The organism is Rhodococcus sp. 5A-K4, assembly GCF_046097995.1.
In the GTDB taxonomy this organism is placed as follows: Bacteria; Actinomycetota; Actinomycetes; order Mycobacteriales; family Mycobacteriaceae; genus Rhodococcus_F; species Rhodococcus_F erythropolis.
In genome coordinates this window covers 60,433-74,978 of record NZ_JBJURM010000011.1, presented here as the reverse complement: position 1 = coordinate 74,978, position 14,546 = coordinate 60,433, and the positions used below count along the sequence as shown (strand labels likewise).

The 14,546-nt window shown below is 63.0% G+C and carries 18 protein-coding genes; 13 read left to right on the top strand and 5 right to left on the bottom strand.

Annotation, left to right across the window (positions count from 1 at the left end; all coding sequences use genetic code 11):
* Window positions 1–49 precede the first annotated feature (49 nt).
* The gene (locus ACKAMS_RS16280; RefSeq protein WP_021344529.1) at window positions 50–622 is read right to left on the bottom strand and encodes a helix-turn-helix domain-containing protein; all 573 of its coding nucleotides are present in this window, start codon (window positions 620–622) and stop codon (window positions 50–52) included.
* A 64-nt stretch (window positions 623–686) separates the two neighbouring features.
* Between ACKAMS_RS16280 and ACKAMS_RS16275 the strand changes: the two genes are divergently transcribed.
* Both ACKAMS_RS16275 and ACKAMS_RS16270 read left to right on the top strand, forming a co-directional pair.
* Window positions 687–1,382 carry an AzlC family ABC transporter permease gene (locus tag ACKAMS_RS16275; protein WP_408989254.1) on the top strand — a complete coding sequence of 232 codons (696 nt, stop codon included), beginning with the start codon at window positions 687–689 and terminating at the stop codon, window positions 1,380–1,382.
* Window positions 1,379–1,699 carry an AzlD domain-containing protein gene (locus ACKAMS_RS16270; protein ID WP_408989253.1) on the top strand — a complete coding sequence of 107 codons (321 nt, stop codon included), beginning with the start codon at window positions 1,379–1,381 and terminating at the stop codon, window positions 1,697–1,699. The genes ACKAMS_RS16275 and ACKAMS_RS16270 overlap by 4 nt, the downstream gene beginning before the upstream one ends.
* On the opposite strand, the gene ACKAMS_RS16265 is transcribed toward ACKAMS_RS16270, so the two are convergent.
* A complete protein-coding gene (locus tag ACKAMS_RS16265; protein WP_080910807.1) occupies window positions 1,685–2,341 on the bottom strand; it encodes a TetR/AcrR family transcriptional regulator C-terminal domain-containing protein in 657 nt (218 codons plus the stop codon). The two genes, ACKAMS_RS16270 and ACKAMS_RS16265, sit on opposite strands and share 15 nt — an antisense overlap.
* A gap of 164 nt (window positions 2,342–2,505) precedes the next feature.
* Here ACKAMS_RS16265 and bioB point away from each other — a divergent pair, with 164 nt between their 5' ends.
* Genes bioB through ACKAMS_RS16250 form a run of 3 tightly spaced genes read left to right on the top strand, consistent with a single transcriptional unit; the run spans window position 2,506 to window position 4,342 of the window.
* Window positions 2,506–3,519, top strand: a complete 1,014-nt coding sequence (bioB, locus tag ACKAMS_RS16260) for a biotin synthase BioB (protein WP_024487821.1) — start codon at window positions 2,506–2,508, stop codon at window positions 3,517–3,519.
* A complete protein-coding gene (locus tag ACKAMS_RS16255) occupies window positions 3,516–3,740 on the top strand; it encodes a hypothetical protein (RefSeq protein ID WP_019748812.1) in 225 nt (74 codons plus the stop codon). Before bioB ends, ACKAMS_RS16255 begins: the two co-directional genes overlap by 4 nt.
* 11 nt (window positions 3,741–3,751) lie before the next feature.
* A complete protein-coding gene (locus ACKAMS_RS16250; protein WP_408989252.1) occupies window positions 3,752–4,342 on the top strand; it encodes a DUF2567 domain-containing protein in 591 nt (196 codons plus the stop codon).
* A gap of 45 nt (window positions 4,343–4,387) precedes the next feature.
* Here the strand turns inward: ACKAMS_RS16250 and ACKAMS_RS16245 are convergent, their stop codons facing one another.
* A complete protein-coding gene (locus ACKAMS_RS16245; protein WP_020908030.1) occupies window positions 4,388–5,218 on the bottom strand; it encodes an SDR family oxidoreductase in 831 nt (276 codons plus the stop codon).
* 83 nt (window positions 5,219–5,301) lie between these two features.
* Here ACKAMS_RS16245 and ACKAMS_RS16240 point away from each other — a divergent pair, with 83 nt between their 5' ends.
* Both ACKAMS_RS16240 and ACKAMS_RS16235 read left to right on the top strand, forming a co-directional pair.
* Complete coding sequence (locus ACKAMS_RS16240) at window positions 5,302–5,904, top strand: TetR/AcrR family transcriptional regulator (RefSeq protein WP_046378680.1); 603 nt, start codon at window positions 5,302–5,304, stop codon at window positions 5,902–5,904.
* A gap of 110 nt (window positions 5,905–6,014) precedes the next feature.
* Window positions 6,015–6,347 carry an SDR family NAD(P)-dependent oxidoreductase gene (locus ACKAMS_RS16235; protein WP_069146885.1) on the top strand — a complete coding sequence of 111 codons (333 nt, stop codon included), beginning with the start codon at window positions 6,015–6,017 and terminating at the stop codon, window positions 6,345–6,347.
* A gap of 14 nt (window positions 6,348–6,361) precedes the next feature.
* On the opposite strand, the gene ACKAMS_RS16230 is transcribed toward ACKAMS_RS16235, so the two are convergent.
* On the bottom strand, window positions 6,362–7,090 hold the full coding sequence (locus ACKAMS_RS16230; protein WP_408989251.1) for an NUDIX hydrolase: 729 nt from the start codon (window positions 7,088–7,090) through the stop codon (window positions 6,362–6,364).
* A 102-nt stretch (window positions 7,091–7,192) separates the two neighbouring features.
* Between ACKAMS_RS16230 and nadA the strand changes: the two genes are divergently transcribed.
* From nadA to nadC, 3 genes are read left to right on the top strand one after another with little or no spacing between them, the layout of a single operon-like run.
* Entirely contained in the window at window positions 7,193–8,230 is a 1,038-nt protein-coding gene (nadA, locus tag ACKAMS_RS16225; RefSeq protein WP_408989250.1) for a quinolinate synthase NadA, read from the top strand.
* Complete coding sequence (locus ACKAMS_RS16220) at window positions 8,227–9,798, top strand: L-aspartate oxidase (protein WP_408989249.1); 1,572 nt, start codon at window positions 8,227–8,229, stop codon at window positions 9,796–9,798. Before nadA ends, ACKAMS_RS16220 begins: the two co-directional genes overlap by 4 nt.
* Window positions 9,798–10,670, top strand: a complete 873-nt coding sequence (gene nadC, locus ACKAMS_RS16215) for a carboxylating nicotinate-nucleotide diphosphorylase (protein ID WP_182263064.1) — start codon at window positions 9,798–9,800, stop codon at window positions 10,668–10,670. The genes ACKAMS_RS16220 and nadC overlap by 1 nt, the downstream gene beginning before the upstream one ends.
* 6 nt (window positions 10,671–10,676) lie before the next feature.
* Here nadC and ACKAMS_RS16210 read toward each other — a convergent pair whose 3' ends face one another.
* A complete protein-coding gene (locus ACKAMS_RS16210) occupies window positions 10,677–11,585 on the bottom strand; it encodes a LysR family transcriptional regulator (protein ID WP_020908025.1) in 909 nt (302 codons plus the stop codon).
* 71 nt (window positions 11,586–11,656) lie between these two features.
* Between ACKAMS_RS16210 and ACKAMS_RS16205 the strand changes: the two genes are divergently transcribed.
* The 3 genes from ACKAMS_RS16205 (at window position 11,657) to ACKAMS_RS16195 (ending at window position 14,538) form a co-directional block, all read left to right on the top strand.
* Entirely contained in the window at window positions 11,657–12,550 is an 894-nt protein-coding gene (locus ACKAMS_RS16205; protein ID WP_408989248.1) for a dihydrodipicolinate synthase family protein, read from the top strand.
* 48 nt (window positions 12,551–12,598) lie between these two features.
* Window positions 12,599–13,903, top strand: coding sequence for a DUF222 domain-containing protein (locus tag ACKAMS_RS16200; RefSeq protein ID WP_408989247.1), 1,305 nt, complete (start codon window positions 12,599–12,601; stop codon window positions 13,901–13,903).
* Between the two features lie 122 nt (window positions 13,904–14,025).
* Window positions 14,026–14,538 (top strand): GNAT family N-acetyltransferase, encoded by a 513-nt coding sequence (locus ACKAMS_RS16195; RefSeq protein WP_041815026.1) that lies wholly within the window; start codon window positions 14,026–14,028, stop codon window positions 14,536–14,538.
* The last annotated feature ends 8 nt before the right edge of the window (window positions 14,539–14,546 follow it).

The following is a 14,546-nucleotide window of genomic DNA, read 5'->3' as shown; positions in this document are numbered from 1 at the left end:
CATCACCTCCCAGATACAGACTTCCCGCAGCGGCGAAACTCATCGCGGCTCAGCTGTGTTCCGACACCATGATCGCCGTCGTCCCTGGTTCGAGCGCCCGAAAGATATGCTCCTCGTCGCCGGGATAAGCGAGATAGTCGCCCGGGCCGAGCTCGATCGGATCTGCGGTGGGCCCGACCTCCGCTCGCCCGGTGCCGATCACAACGTGTTCGGTGGTGCCGCGCGCATGCGGAGTCGAAATACGCGGCTCGCCCGGTTCGGCGACTATGCGATACAGATCGCGTCGTGCGTTCGGTGGGCTCGGCGCCAAGAGCGTCGCGATGTACGACGCGTTTGCCGAAGCAATTGCGGGACCTTCTCCGGCTCGAATCAATTGAACGGTCTGTGCCTGCGAGTCGACGAGTTGTGAGAACGGCACACCCAACGCGTTGCCGAGTGCCCACAGTGTTTCGAGGCTCGGGTTCCCGAGGCCGGATTCGAGTTGGGAGAGTGTGGATTTGGCGATGTCGGCGCGCCGCGCCACCTCCGAGAGGCTCAAGCCTGCTCGGGCACGTTCGCGTTTGAGTGCGACGGCGACCAGTTTCTGAGGAGTCTCCGCTGTATCCGTTTCATTACTGGTCATCGTTCGATTCTCCGATCGGTCGTTCTACTTGACGAACGGTGTCACTTCGTTCAACATAGAATACATGCGTTCTTTATGGCGAACAGTTGATCGAGACACGGTTCGGGTGAGCGTGCTGATCTGGCTCTCCGTGGCCATCGTCGGTGTGTCCTACGGTGTGACGGCAGGATCGGCTGGATTCTCGTTGTGGCAGCTTTCGGCGTTGGCTGTACTCGTTCTGGGAGCGTCTTCGGAGTTCTTGTTCATCGGAATCATCGCAGCCGGAGGCAGTACCACCGCTGCTGTTGTGGCGGGCTTGTTGATCAACTCACGTAACTTCGCCTACGGGATGTCGGCAGGATCATTTCTCGGCAGGGGTCGCTACAAAGATTCAGGCTGGCGCAGTATGGTCGGCGCGCACCTGGTCAACGACGAAAGCGTCGCGGTCGCCATGGCGCAGGAATCGGTGGAGCGCAAGCGTGCGGCTTTCTGGTTCTGTGGAATCGGGATCGCGGTGTCGTGGCCGATCGGAGCGCTGCTGGGCGGGTTGCTCGGCAGCGTCGTCCGAGACCCCGGCGCGTTGGGATTGGATGCCGCGTTTCCGGCTGTCATTCTGGCCCTTGTCCTGCCTGCGCTGAAGGAAAAGGTGACGCTGCTTGCCGCCCTGATCGGTGCAGCAGTCGCGGTGGCCACGTCGCCGTTCCTGCCGCCCGGTACCGCGCCGCTCGTAGCGCTGCTGAGTATCGCGGTGACGATACCGTTCCGGGAGAAGGTTCGATGAATGCCGCGTCGGTCTGGATCGGTATTGTCGTGTTCGCTTGCGGCTCTTACGCTTTGCGGGCAAGTGGCGTTCTGCTCCGCTCTCGGGTGAAGCTTTCGAGCTTTGCCGAGAAAACCCTCGATCGTGCTGTCGTGGTGCTGCTGCTTGCAGTGGTTGCGACATCGACGATCTTCACCGGGCATGACGTTGCGGGGCCGGCGCGGATGCTTGGCGTGGTGGCTGGAGGCATCTGCGCCTGGTTCAAGGCGCCATTGGCACTAGTGGTGATTGTCGCGGCCGGCACTACTGCACTACTACGGCTGTCAGGAGTGTCGTAGAGCCGATTCTGTGCGCGTTGAATGTGTGGTCGAATTCAGGCGAGTGCGGATGCCGTCGATGAACAGGTCCAGGCCGAACTGGAAGCGCACTGTCGGATCGCCGTCGAGGAGGTCCTCGTCGGAACCGCCGCCGATCACCTCGGGGGAGTCGGGGGAAATGGGTGCTCGGGTAAGTGCCCCCATTTCTTCCATCTGCGCTCGGGACTGCTCGTCGACGGTGTGGCCGAGCACGTAGTACAGCAGGGCGTACGCCGCGAGTTGGGCATGCTCGCGTGATAGCCCGGATTCTTCGCCGGCGTGTACGAAGTGCTCGCGCACCTTGCTGCTTGTCATCCGCGAGGCGAAGGTGGCACTGACCAACTCGGCGCCGTCGCGGTGCGCCAGCAGGGCAGACCGAAGTCTGTGTGCCAGTTCGGAATACGCGTCTTGCCATGTCTCTGCGTCTACGGGAGTGTCGAGGTCTTCGAGGATCTTGTCGACGACCGCACCGAGCAAGGTCTGCTTGTTCGGGAAGTGCCAGTACAGGGCGCCGGGTTGGACACCCAGTGACGTTGCGAGCCTGCGCATCGTGAGGTCGGCAAGTCCGAACTCGTCGAGTATCGCCATGGCGCCGTCCAGCACGTCGCCGCGTCGCAACTGCACTTGTTGTTCCCCTCGTTTCGTCCCGCTGTGGACCGCTCGCGATCGGATGTCGATCGGACCCGCCTTTGACAGTATTCCACCACGTCTCTAACGTGAACACCGTTCAACTTGTACGGTGTTCAATTTTGCTGGTTTCGAAGGAGACGTCTGTGACCCCGCCCCCGATTAGCACGGCCCCTGCGACGGTCGACATCCTCGACCAGGCGCGCGAGCAAGTTCTCGAAAGAGGAGTTGGCCTGACCGAAAGCCAGGTGCTCGACGTACTCCGACTCGACGACGACAGGCTCGAAGACCTGCTGGCTCTCGCCCACGATGTGCGTATGAAATGGTGTGGACCGGAGGTCGAGGTCGAGGGCATCATCAGCCTCAAGACGGGCGGTTGCCCCGAGGACTGCCATTTCTGCTCGCAGTCCGGACTCTTCCAGTCGCCGGTTCGCGCGGCCTGGTTGGACATCCCGAGCCTGGTGGAAGCTGCCAAGCAGACTGCGAAGTCGGGCGCCACCGAGTTCTGCATCGTGGCCGCCGTCCGCGGACCTGACGCACGGTTGCTCGCTCAGGTGGCCGCAGGTATCGAGGCGATCCGCAATGAGGTCGACATCCAGATCGCCTGCTCGCTCGGCATGCTGACCCAGGAACAGGTCGACCAACTGGCCGCCATGGGTGTGCACCGGTACAACCACAACTTGGAGACCTCGAAGTCGCACTTCCCGAACGTCGTGACCACACACTCGTGGGAAGAGCGGTGGAACACGCTTCGGATGGTTCGCGAAGCAGGCATGGAAGTGTGCTGCGGCGGAATCCTCGGTATGGGTGAATCATTGGAGCAGCGTGCAGAATTTGCCGCGAACTTGGCTGAACTCGAGCCGGACGAGGTCCCGCTCAACTTCCTCAATCCGCGTCCCGGCACCCCCTTCGGGGATCTGGATGTGCTGCCCGCCAGCGAGGCGCTCAAGTCCGTGGCGGCATTCCGTCTCGCGCTGCCCCGCACGATCCTGCGCTTCGCGGGTGGACGCGAGATCACTCTCGGCGATCTGGGTGCCAAGCAGGGCATCCTCGGCGGAATCAACGCCGTCATCGTCGGCAACTACCTGACCACCCTCGGGCGTCCCGCCGAGAAGGATCTGGATTTGTTGGTGGATCTGCAGATGCCGATCAAAGCACTGAACGACACTCTGTGAGCACTCCGGTGACCGAGGAGCGGTACAACCCGTTCACCGGGCGTCGGATCGTCGACGGTGTCGACGATCCGACGCCGACTGCGGCGTCGATGGGGCTAGAGCCGCCTCGCTTCTGCGAGCAGTGCGGGCGCCGCATGATCGTTCAGGTCAGCCCTGACGGATGGTGGGCGAAATGCTCCCGACACGGTGTCGTCGACTCGATCGACGCCGCCCGCAGGTAGCGTCACTCTGTGTGATCTCTCTTCGGCAGACTCGTCTGCGCACCGCGATCGTGATCGCCGCAACCACTGCGGGCGTGAGCGTGCTCGTCGGTGTGGTGTGGGCGTTCTTGGCTCCGGCCGAGCATCTGTTAGTGGTGTCCGAGGGGCGCGGCGTCGCGTTGACGGGTGAGAGCCTCCATCAGTTCGACGCGAGTGCTGTGTTCATCTGGCTGGCACTGATCGTCGGTGTGCTGTCGGCAGTAGCGGCGTGGTTGGCGCATCTGAGTCGAGGCCCGTATGCCCTGGGCGGGTTGATAGTCGGCTCGGCGGCAGGTGCCGGACTGATGGCACTCGTGGGTTCGGGCGTGACAAAACTGCGTTTCCCCACCGCCGACAATCCGGCGGTCGGGGAGATCATCGCGCGTGCACCGAACATCGGCACCTTGCTTGTGCTTCTGTTTCAGCCGCTCGCGGCGTGCGTCGTGACTTTGGTTCTGGCAGTGCTCAATCCGTACGACGACCTCGGTGTGGGGGACCACCCGGAATCTGGGGATCGGGAATCCGGGGATCCGGCCACCGAGGCCGAACAGACCGACGACGAGGTCCAGCCGAAACTCCCGTAGCCGTTGCTTCTATACAGCCGTTGCTTCTATACAGCCGACGCTTCTCTATACCGCCGACGTCGACGGGCGGTTCGCTGCGGACTTCATTCGCACGTCACCCAACAGTCGACCCGAAATCAACGCTCCCAACCGGCGGGTTGCGAACCGAGTGCTGATCGAGGACACCCAATTCGGCAAACCTGATACGACTGTCGGCGGTGCGTTGCGTCGATCCAGTGCCCGGAAAGCTGTATCCACCACCTGAGTTGCCGTCTGCATGCGCCCGACCGCAGCATCTTCGGAGCCGACGACGTCGAAGAACTCGGTTCGTGTCGGGCCGGGGCACACCGCCAATACGGTCAATCCGCTGCCGCGAGCTTCTGCCCAGAGTGCTTCGGTGAAGTTGAGTACAAAAGCCTTGGACGCGCCGTAGACGGCCATGCCAGGGGTCGGCTGGAACGACGCCGTGCTCGCGATGTTGACGAGCGCTCCGCGTCCGCCCAGGAGATCAGGCAGGAAGGTGTGCGTCAGTTCGACCAGTGTGGCGATGTTGAGCTGAATTTCGGACGTGACGCGCTCGAGATCTTCGTCCACGAATGCTCCGTGTGTTCCGAAACCGGCGTTGTTGATCAGCGAGGTGACGGTGATGCCACGGTTTGTCAGCTCCTGGTGCAGTGTTGCGCCGACGCCGGGCGCCGCCAGGTCGGCAGGCAGAACTGTGACTGTGATGCCGTGGGCGACGCGGAGTTCGGTAGCGAGGGCTTCGAGGCGATCTGCCCGCCTGGCGACGAGAACCAGATTTGCACCGCGAGCGGCGAAGCGGTGAGCGAATTCCACTCCGAGCCCAGCGCTGGCTCCGGTGATGAGGACGGTGGTTCCGGCTACGTCGATGGCCATGGTGGCTCCTTCGGTTCGGGTGATCCCAAATGTAGGCACTGACACCATAGTTGTCAATGGCAACATTTTGATATGGTGCCACCATGCCCGCCCACGAACAGCCGTACCACCACGGCAGCCTGCGACAGGAACTCCTGGCGTCGGCTGAAGCGACCCTCGAGCGAGATGGCGTCGACAAGTTGTCGCTGCGGCAGCTTGCGCGCGAGGCGGGCGTGAGTCACGCGGCCCCTGGCAAGCATTTTCGCGACCGTCAGGCTTTGCTCGACGCCTTGGCTGAAAGCGGATTCCATCGGATGACCGGTGCACTCGAGCGAGCAGTTTCGGAGGCGCCGCCGACCGCGAGAGCCCGGTTCTCCTCGCTCGCCAACGCCTATGTGGATTTTGCGCTCGAGCATCCGGGCCTGTTGTCTCTGATGTACAGCAACAAGCATGCACCCGGTGCGGCCGAGACTGTCGTGAACGCAGGGCACGCGACGATGGACCTGACCGTTCGGCTCGTATCGGAAGCGCAGGCTGCGGGTGACATTGCCGCCGGCGATCCGGAAAGTATTGCGCTGGTTGCCTTTGCGACGTTCCATGGCGTCGCGACGCTGGCCGCGGGCGGAATGTTGGGCGACGTGCCGGTCGGCGATGTCGTGAACGCGGCCTCGACGGTCTTCTGGGCGGGGCTGTCTCGATCTGCCTGATGTGTGGGGCGCGGAATCCCCAGAGTTCTCACAGAACCAACACAAGGGAGCCACAAGATTGCGGACTTACATGGGAGTCAAGAAGTTTGATTCCGAGTGGAGGTTTCGCAATGAGCGTTTCTGAGATCGCCCCGAACAGGGGAGTTGTACTTGTCACGGACATCGGATTCGAGCACGGTGCGCGTATCGCCGCCGAGTTTCTCGACGCCGGTTGGAGCGTGGCGGTCACCGCGCGGACGGTGACAGAATTGGTGCGCATCATGGCGGGAAAACCGACCCATCGCTTCTTTGCGATAGTCGCTGATCCGACGGATCGTTGGCAGGCCGATCGGATTCTCGATCGGGTGACGACGCGGTTCGGCGCAATCAATCGGGTCATCGATCCGGCCGGCGCGGTGAACTCGGCGTGGCTGCAACGCGGAAGTTTCGAAGCCGTTGCCTGAGAACCTGATCGACGTCAGCTCGGGGGACGCAGTGCCGCGAACTCGTCGGTGACTCGCAAGGTGGAGTCGGTGAAGCGGTACAGGGCCGGTGGGCGTCCGCCCGACTTGCCGGACGGTGCGGTGTTGCCGGTGGGAGTCAGTACGCCTCGGCGACCCAGTACGCGTTGCAAGTTGGTTGCGTCGACTTGGTAACCGAGTGCGGCGCAGTAGATTTCGCGCAGTATCGACATCGCGAACTCTTCGGGAGCCAGCCCGAATGCGATGTTGGTGTAGGAGAGTTTTGCAGCCAGTCGATTACGCGCGTGCCGTACGACGGTTCCGTGGTCGAACGACATCTCCGGCAACTTCGAAACAGGGTGCCAGGCCGTGTCGGGCGGAAGTTGTGGGTCGGCGCTGAGGGGAACGAGTCCGAGGAAGGTCGACGCGATGCGGCGCGGGCCCGGCACTCGTTGTGGATCACTGAAGACGGAGAGTTGCTCGAGGTGGGCGACCTTTCGTAGGTCGACCTTCTCGGCGAGGAGTCGTCGAGCGGAGGTCGTCAGGTCCTCGTCGTCGCGCAAAGTGCCCCCGGGCAGGGACCATGTGCCTTTCTGTGGGTTGAGTGCGCGCTGCCACAGCAGCACGGCCAACTCTTCGCGCCCTTGTGGGCAGTGATCGCCGTCACCTGCGGCGATGCTTGCGGGGAAGGTGCGAACTTGGAACACCGCTGCAAGCACTTCGTGGGTGGTGTTACTATTGGGCACGTTTTCGATCCTAAGTCGAAAACCTCGAATACGGAAATCCGGGCCAGCCCGTCCGGATTTGAACTGGGTGACGAGCCCGGGTTCACGGTGAAGGAGAACGCCATGACGACCACGACGTTATGGGAGGGATCGGCCTCGCAGATTCACGACGGCCCCGGCGGATACAACGGAGTCGAAGCGACCCCCGAGTGGGCCGCTGAGATCAAACGTCTGGCTCGCGAACGCGGCGCGACGATTCTTGCGCACAACTACCAGCTGCCTGCGATTCAGGACGTCGCCGATCATGTCGGCGACTCCCTGGCGCTTTCGCGAATCGCTGCCGAGGCGCCCGAGGACACGATTGTCTTCTGCGGTGTGCACTTCATGGCCGAGACCGCGAAGATCCTGTCGCCGTCCAAGACGGTGCTGATCCCGGACGAGCGTGCCGGCTGCTCTCTGGCCGACTCGATCAATGCCGAGCAGCTTCGTGAGTGGAAGGCCGACAACCCGAACGCCCTCGTCGTGTCCTATGTCAACACCACGGCCGAGGTCAAGGGTCTCACCGACATCTGCTGCACGTCGTCCAATGCCGTCGACGTGGTCAACTCGATTGATCCCGACCGGGAAGTTCTCTTCCTCCCGGACCAGTTCCTCGGAGCTCACGTCAAGCGCGTCACAGGCCGCACCAACATGCAGATCTGGGCCGGTGAATGCCACGTCCACGCGGGTATCAACGGTGACGAGTTGTCGGCGAAGTCCAAGGCTCACCCCGATGCCGAGCTTTTTGTGCACCCTGAATGTGGTTGCGCTACTTCGGCTCTGTACCTCGCCGGTGAAGGCGCGGTCCCCGCGGACAAGGTCAAGATCCTCTCCACCGGCGGAATGCTCGACGCTGCCCGCGTCACCAAGAGCAAGCAGGTTCTGGTCGCCACCGAGATCGGGATGCTGCACCAGTTGCGCAAGGCAGCGCCCGACGTCGATTTCCAGGCCGTCAACGACCGCGCGTCGTGCCCGTACATGAAGATGATCACGCCTGCCGCGTTGCTTCGCTGCCTTCTCGAGGGCAAGGACGAGGTCCACGTCGATCTCGAGATGGCCAAGCGTGCGCAGAAATCGGTGCAGCGCATGATCGAGATCGGTAATCCGGGCGGCGGCGAGTGAGCAGCCCTGCCGGGCGTTTCGCCTGGGAGGCTCATGCCGACCTGGTCGTCGTGGGAGGCGGTGTCGCGGGCCTCACCGCTGCGCGCACCGCTTCTCTGCGGGGGCTGAAAGTACTCACGGTCAGCAAGGGTGGTCCGACGGACACCTCGACTCAGTACGCGCAGGGCGGCATCGCAGTCGTCGACGATCTGAATACGGATTCCGTCGAGTCGCACGTTGCGGATACGTGTGAGGCCGGCGTCGGCTTGTGCGACGAGGAAGCCGTCTATTCCATCGTCGAAGCTGGTCACGACGCAGTTGCGGCGCTGGCCGCGTTGGGCGCGGTCTTCGATCGCGGGCGAGACGGCGAGGTGTCGCGCACCCGCGAGGGTGGGCACAGCACGCGTCGGATCATCCATGCGGGCGGCGACGCCACGGGTGCGGAAGTGCAGCGGGCTCTCAACGCTGCCGGCCTCCCCGTTCTGTTCGGTGCAGCGGCAGTCCAGGTGGTGACCAACCGGCGCGGGGTGTGTGGACTCATTGTCTCCTCGCCGGAAGGGCTCGGAGTGATCCATGCGCCCGCGGTACTGCTCGCTACCGGTGGACTCGGTCAGCTGTATGCCTGCAGTACAAATCCGCCCGGTGCAACTGCCGACGGAATCGCGTTGGCGCTCGAAGCAGGTGCGGCAATTGCGGATCTGGAATTCGTTCAGTTCCATCCGACGGTCCTCTTCACTCCGGGTGGAGTAGGTCGCCGGCCCTTGATCAGTGAGGCGGTCCGCGGCGAAGGTGCGATTCTTGTCGACGCCAACGGCGATTCGGTCACCGCAGGTGTTCATCCGCTGGGTGATCTCGCCCCGCGTGACGTGGTCTCGCGCGCAATCGCAGCACGCCTACGAGATCTCGGCACCGATCACGTCTACCTGGACGCCCGCAAGCTCGACGGCTTCGATTCGCGGTTCCCGACCATCACCGCATCCTGTCTCGAAGCGGGCATCGATCCACGCACCCAACTCATTCCCGTCGCTCCGGCCGCGCACTACTCGTGCGGTGGAGTCGCCACCGACGTCCATGGACGAACGGGAGTGCCTGGACTCTACGCAGCGGGCGAAGTGGCTCGCACGGGATTGCACGGCGCGAATCGTCTTGCGTCCAACAGCCTTCTCGAGGGTTTGGTGGTCGGGGAGCGTGCCGGAATCGCAGCTGCCGAGCGTCGCGAGGTTCATGCCGAAGTGGTCAACGTGGTGCGCAAGCCGATGCCGATCCTCCCACGAGAGACTGTGCAGTCCGTCATGACAGCACACGCGTCGGTGGTTCGCGACGGAGGCGGTCTCCAGACTGCGCGAGCCGCGCTTGCCGACGCCGATCAGACAGTGGCGGTGGCTGCTGGGGACCTCGAAGACGCGGCGCTCACACTGACCGCGACAGCGTTGGTCGATGTAGCCGTGGCACGAACCGAGAGCCGAGGCTGTCACACCCGCACCGACTATCCTGAAACAGATCCGAATCAGCGTCGCAGCACTCGGATCAAGATGAGTGCCGATGGAGCGCTCGAAATACCAGACATGTTGTTGACAGGAGTTCATTGATGACCGAGCAGAAGATCCTGCCCGCGCCGCTCGACCGTGACGAACTGCTCACGTTGGTCAGGCTCGCTCTGGACGAGGATCTGCGCTATGGCCCCGATATCACTTCTACCGCAACGGTTCCCGCCGATGCAGTCGCGAAGGCCTCGGTCGCATCACGCTCCTCGGGTACTGTCGCCGGCATCGACGTCGGACTGCTTGTTCTCGACGAGGTGATCGGCGCGGGTAACTACGAGGTCGTTGATCGGGTGGCCGATGGAACTCGGGTTGCGCCAGGTCAATCGGTGCTCACCGTCGTCGCGCCCACCCGCGGCCTTCTTACCGCAGAGCGGACGATGCTCAACCTCGTCTGCCATCTCTCGGGAATCGCCACGGCGACGTCGCAGTGGGTCGACGCCATCGCCGGCACTCATGCCAAAGTGCGGGACAGCCGAAAGACACTGCCCGGACTACGTTCTCTGCAGAAATATGCAGTCCACGTGGGCGGAGGCGTCAACCACCGTATGGGATTGGGTGACGCGGCGTTGATCAAGGACAACCACGTTGCCGCTGCCGGTTCGGTGGTCGCAGCACTTCGTGCGGTCCGTGAGCTCGCGCCGGACATCGAGTGCGAAGTCGAGGTCGACAACCTCACTCAGCTCGACCAGGTGCTGGCGGAGAACGTGGAACTTATTCTGCTGGACAACTTCCCGCTGTGGCAGACGCAGATCGCGGTCCAACGCCGAGACGCTGTTGCCCCCGAAACCAAGCTCGAGTCATCCGGTGGTCTCACCATCGACGTTGCCGCAGAGTACGCCCGAACCGGCGTCGACTACCTCGCTGTAGGTGCCTTGACGCACTCGGTGACAGTGCTCGACCTCGGGCTCGACATGTAGGTGCCGCTATTGCTCGGCGTCCAGCATTTGCGGGACGGCCGAGCGAAGCGCGCTTGTCACGGTTGCGACCGCCGGGTGAGCGTCGGAGCCGGCTCGGTGTGCGATCTTGGTCCTTCGTCGAATGGGCATCGGCGTCAGGCGCACTCCGAGTGGCGGATGGATTGCTCCGAGTTCCGGGACCAGCGAAACGCCCTGCCCTGCAGCGACGAGGGCGAGAACGGTGGCGAACTCGTCGATGTGGTGTCGCACTTTCGGGGTGAACCCGGCCGCTTGGCACGCGCGAATGGTCATTGCATGACAAGCAGTTCCGGGGATCGCAGTAATCCAGTGCTGCTCCACGCAGTCGGTCAGCGCGGTAATGGTGCTGTCGGGATCTGTAGCGGTGTCGTTCGACGCCAGATAGACCGATTCGCTGCACAGAGGCAACGCTGTCAGGCCCGGTTCGCTGGGACGAGGGACGAAGTCGTAGTCGTGAATCAACGCCAAGTCCAGATTCCCAGCTCGTAGGGCGTCGGCGACGTCCGCTGGGTCGATCTCCGAAACCATCGGTTCCAACCCGGGATGCTCGCGAGAGAGGGCGATCAATGCCGGCGGGAGGATCGCCCGTGCGGCGGTCGGGAACGTTCCGATGCGCAGCGGCCCCGCCAGTCCACGACGCGCGTCGACCAATTCACCCGACGCCTGCTCCAGGCGTTGCAGGATGACTTCGGCATGACGTGCGAGGTTCTCACCGGCCGGTGTGAGGCGGACGCGACGGCCTGTTCGTTCCAGCAGCGGCACGCCGGCTTCACGTTCGAGGACGGCCAATTGCTGCGACACCGCGGAGGGACTGAACGACAGCGCCTCGGCAACGGCAACGATGGTTCCGCGCAGCGCTAGTTCGCGCAATAGCTTCAGTCGACGAACATCGAGCATCAGCTCAGCTTACGCTCGACGATGGAAATGCGAACTAGACCTACAAGGTCTGTTCGGTGAGGCTGAGTTCTATGACTACGACTCGAGTTGACCTGGCCGGAATCCATGCACCACTGATCACGCCCTTCGAGAGCGACGGTCGTGTTGCAACCGACGCACTCGAACAGCTTGCGCACCAGGTCCTCTCCGAAGGTGCGGTCGGACTCGTTGCACTGGGGACTACAGCGGAAACCGCAACCCTCACCGAGCAAGAGAGAGTGACCGTTCTGGATATCTGTGCGAGCGTGTGCCGTGCGAGAGGTGCGACGTTGATCGTGGGCGCGGGTAGCAACGACACGGCGGGCAGTGCGCAGGCGCTCGGGAGGCTGACTCGGTGGCCTGACGTCTCGGCGGCCTTGGTGCCGGTTCCCTCCTTCACGAGGCCGTCGAAAGCCGGTGTGGTGGCGCATTTCGCGCATCTGCAGTCGTCGAGCCGCGTGCCGCTGATCGTCTATCACGTGCCGTACCGAACTGCGTGCGATCTGGACAGCGGCACTTTGCGGGAGCTGGGTGCTTTGCCCGGGGTTGTTGGTGTGAAGTATGCCGCGGGCGGTATCGACGTAGCTGCCGTCGAACTCTTCGCGGATCTTCCGGACGACTTCGCCGTACTGGCGGGGGATGATCTGTTTCTCGCGCCGCTTCTGGCCTTGGGTGCGTCAGGCGGAATCTTGGCGTCCGCTCATCTCTCGACCGCCGAGTTCGTGCGCCTGGTGAAGGCTTGGGACAGTGGAGATGTGGACAGTGTTCGCGATCTTGGGCGACGGTTGTCGACGCTGTCAGGAGCTCTCTTTTCCGAATCGAACCCGACTGTCATCAAGGGAGTGTTGCATGCCTTGGGGCAGATTCCGACTCCCCATGTGCGACTGCCGTTGCTACCTGCGAGTGACGAATCGGTAGCGCGGGCGCTCGAGGTCTACCACTCTTGACTCGAACGGGTGTTCGAGTATTGTTGGGGGTGGGGATCGGGGGATTCAATGAGTGTCTATCTGTCGGATGTGGTTTCGGGTTCTGCGGTGGGGTTGCGCGGACGACTGTGGCGGTTGTCTGCTTCTGAGTTGCGTGCTGCTGCTATCGAGGCGAGTGCGGAGATTCTTCGTCTCGAGGCTGTTCGTGTGGCGGTGGTGGACGAGTTGTCGTTGCGGCCGGATGATCAGGTGATTGCGAGCCGCGGGGTGGGTTGCTGGTTGGCGGCGAACACGATGCTGCAGGTTCGGGATGGGAAGAAGATCGCCGCGTTGGGTGCGGCGCTTCGGCCGTTTCCGGCGGTGGCTGCTCGGTTCGATGTCGGGGATTGCTCCTTCGATCATGCCGTGTTGATCGTGGCGTTCTGCGAATCACCACCGAAGGGCATGCCGGACGAAGCGCTCCCTCGCTGTATCGACTTGTTGCTGGCTGCCGCTTCCGGAGTGGAGGCCACGACCACGAAGGTACGGAACGTCATCGCGACCTTGGAGCGCATTTTCGAATCGGATGAGATTCCACCCGCCGAAGATGTGGATCGGAACGAGTTGCGGATCGCGTCGACGTTGAACGGTCGGGTGGTGGTGCGCGGTGATTTCGATGCTCTCACCGGTGAAATGTTGTTGTCGGCGTTGTCGAATCTGACGATGCCCACCCCGGCACCCGATGGAACCCCGGATTCTCGGTCGGCGGCGAAGCGGACCGCGGACGGGTTCACCGAACTGATTCGCCGCTACCTGGACTGCGCCAAGACTGGCACGGACGGTGGTCAGCGTCCGCATGTGAATGTGCACATCAACGCCCGTGATCTGGCGGAGCATCGGGACTGCGCCGCCGCACCCTCGCCCGATGGTGGTGCTGTGGCTGTGTCGGATCTTGATGTCGGGCATATGCCGTGGCTCGGGCCACTGTCGGTCTCGCAGACCAGGCTTCTCGGCTGCGACTGTTTCCTGTCGACTGTTCTGCTCGATGATCACGGGGCGCCGCTCGATGCGAAACCCGGGAAACGATTAGTGTCCGCGGAGCAGCGAGTGGCGCTGATCGCCCGAGACAAAGGCTGCGCATTCCCGGGCTGCACATGCGTGCCCGCCTGGACCGATGCGCACCACATCCGGCACTGGGCCAACGGCGGCCCGACGGTGATGAACAACCTTGTCCTGCTGTGCCGTTCACATCATCGATTGATGCACCGAAAAACGGGGTTCGTCGGGAAATGGGAAATCCGGATCGGGGTCGACAACAAACCGTGGTTCATCCCACCGCCCTCGATCGACCCGCAGCAGCACCCGCGACCGGCCAACACCACCTTCAAAACCTGACTGAGCGGTGAGACCCGTTCAGATACACAACTTCACGTCGATAGGCTTCAACTCGTAGATACACCCGGGTTGGGGCCTGGAGGCCGTGTGTTGTGAACGGCTGCAGATATGGGGGAGGTCATATGGTTGTGGACGTTGTGCAAGCGGTCGAGAGCGATGGGCCGGAGATTCTGGCGCTGCGGCACGCGGCAGAAGACTGGTTGGCAGAACGCGGAATCATCCAGTGGCGCCCACGTGAAGTGTCTGTCGAGCAGGTCGGGCAGCAGATTTCGAGAGGGGAGTTCTTTGTTGCGCGAGATCGGGCGCAGTCGAGGATTGTCGGCGCCCTGCGGTTGATCTGGTCAGACCCCGTGGTCTGGCCCGATTCGAACGAGCCTGCCGGCTACGTGCACGGATTGGTTATCGATCGAGAATTCTCGGGCACCTCGTTGGGCGAACGCTTACTCGTCTGGGCCCATCGACGGTCCGCGGAGGAGGGCGCGCAGTACTTGCGGCTCGATTGTGTCGAAACGAACGTGCGGTTGCGCCGCTATTACCGAGACGCGGGTTTCGCCGAGGTAGGGCGTCGTGACTTCGGAGATGTTGTCGACAACGGTTGGTTCAGCGTCGTGCTGTTCGAGCGTTCCCTGACCTGATTCATTCA

What these genes read in the sequence shown, in the direction of transcription:
- ACKAMS_RS16280 (WP_021344529.1), bottom strand. Translation starts at nt 622, where the DNA reads ATGACCAGTAATGAAACGGATACAGCGGAGACTCCTCAGAAACTGGTC.
- ACKAMS_RS16275 (WP_408989254.1), top strand. Translation starts at nt 687, where the DNA reads ATGCGTTCTTTATGGCGAACAGTTGATCGAGACACGGTTCGGGTGAGC.
- ACKAMS_RS16270 (WP_408989253.1), top strand. Translation starts at nt 1,379, where the DNA reads ATGAATGCCGCGTCGGTCTGGATCGGTATTGTCGTGTTCGCTTGCGGC.
- ACKAMS_RS16245 (WP_020908030.1), bottom strand. Translation starts at nt 5,218, where the DNA reads ATGGCCATCGACGTAGCCGGAACCACCGTCCTCATCACCGGAGCCAGC.
- ACKAMS_RS16240 (WP_046378680.1), top strand. Translation starts at nt 5,302, where the DNA reads ATGCCCGCCCACGAACAGCCGTACCACCACGGCAGCCTGCGACAGGAA.
- ACKAMS_RS16235 (WP_069146885.1), top strand. Translation starts at nt 6,015, where the DNA reads ATGAGCGTTTCTGAGATCGCCCCGAACAGGGGAGTTGTACTTGTCACG.
- nadA (WP_408989250.1), top strand. Translation starts at nt 7,193, where the DNA reads ATGACGACCACGACGTTATGGGAGGGATCGGCCTCGCAGATTCACGAC.
- nadC (WP_182263064.1), top strand. Translation starts at nt 9,798, where the DNA reads ATGACCGAGCAGAAGATCCTGCCCGCGCCGCTCGACCGTGACGAACTG.
- ACKAMS_RS16210 (WP_020908025.1), bottom strand. Translation starts at nt 11,585, where the DNA reads ATGCTCGATGTTCGTCGACTGAAGCTATTGCGCGAACTAGCGCTGCGC.
- ACKAMS_RS16205 (WP_408989248.1), top strand. Translation starts at nt 11,657, where the DNA reads ATGACTACGACTCGAGTTGACCTGGCCGGAATCCATGCACCACTGATC.
- ACKAMS_RS16200 (WP_408989247.1), top strand. Translation starts at nt 12,599, where the DNA reads ATGAGTGTCTATCTGTCGGATGTGGTTTCGGGTTCTGCGGTGGGGTTG.
- ACKAMS_RS16195 (WP_041815026.1), top strand. Translation starts at nt 14,026, where the DNA reads ATGGTTGTGGACGTTGTGCAAGCGGTCGAGAGCGATGGGCCGGAGATT.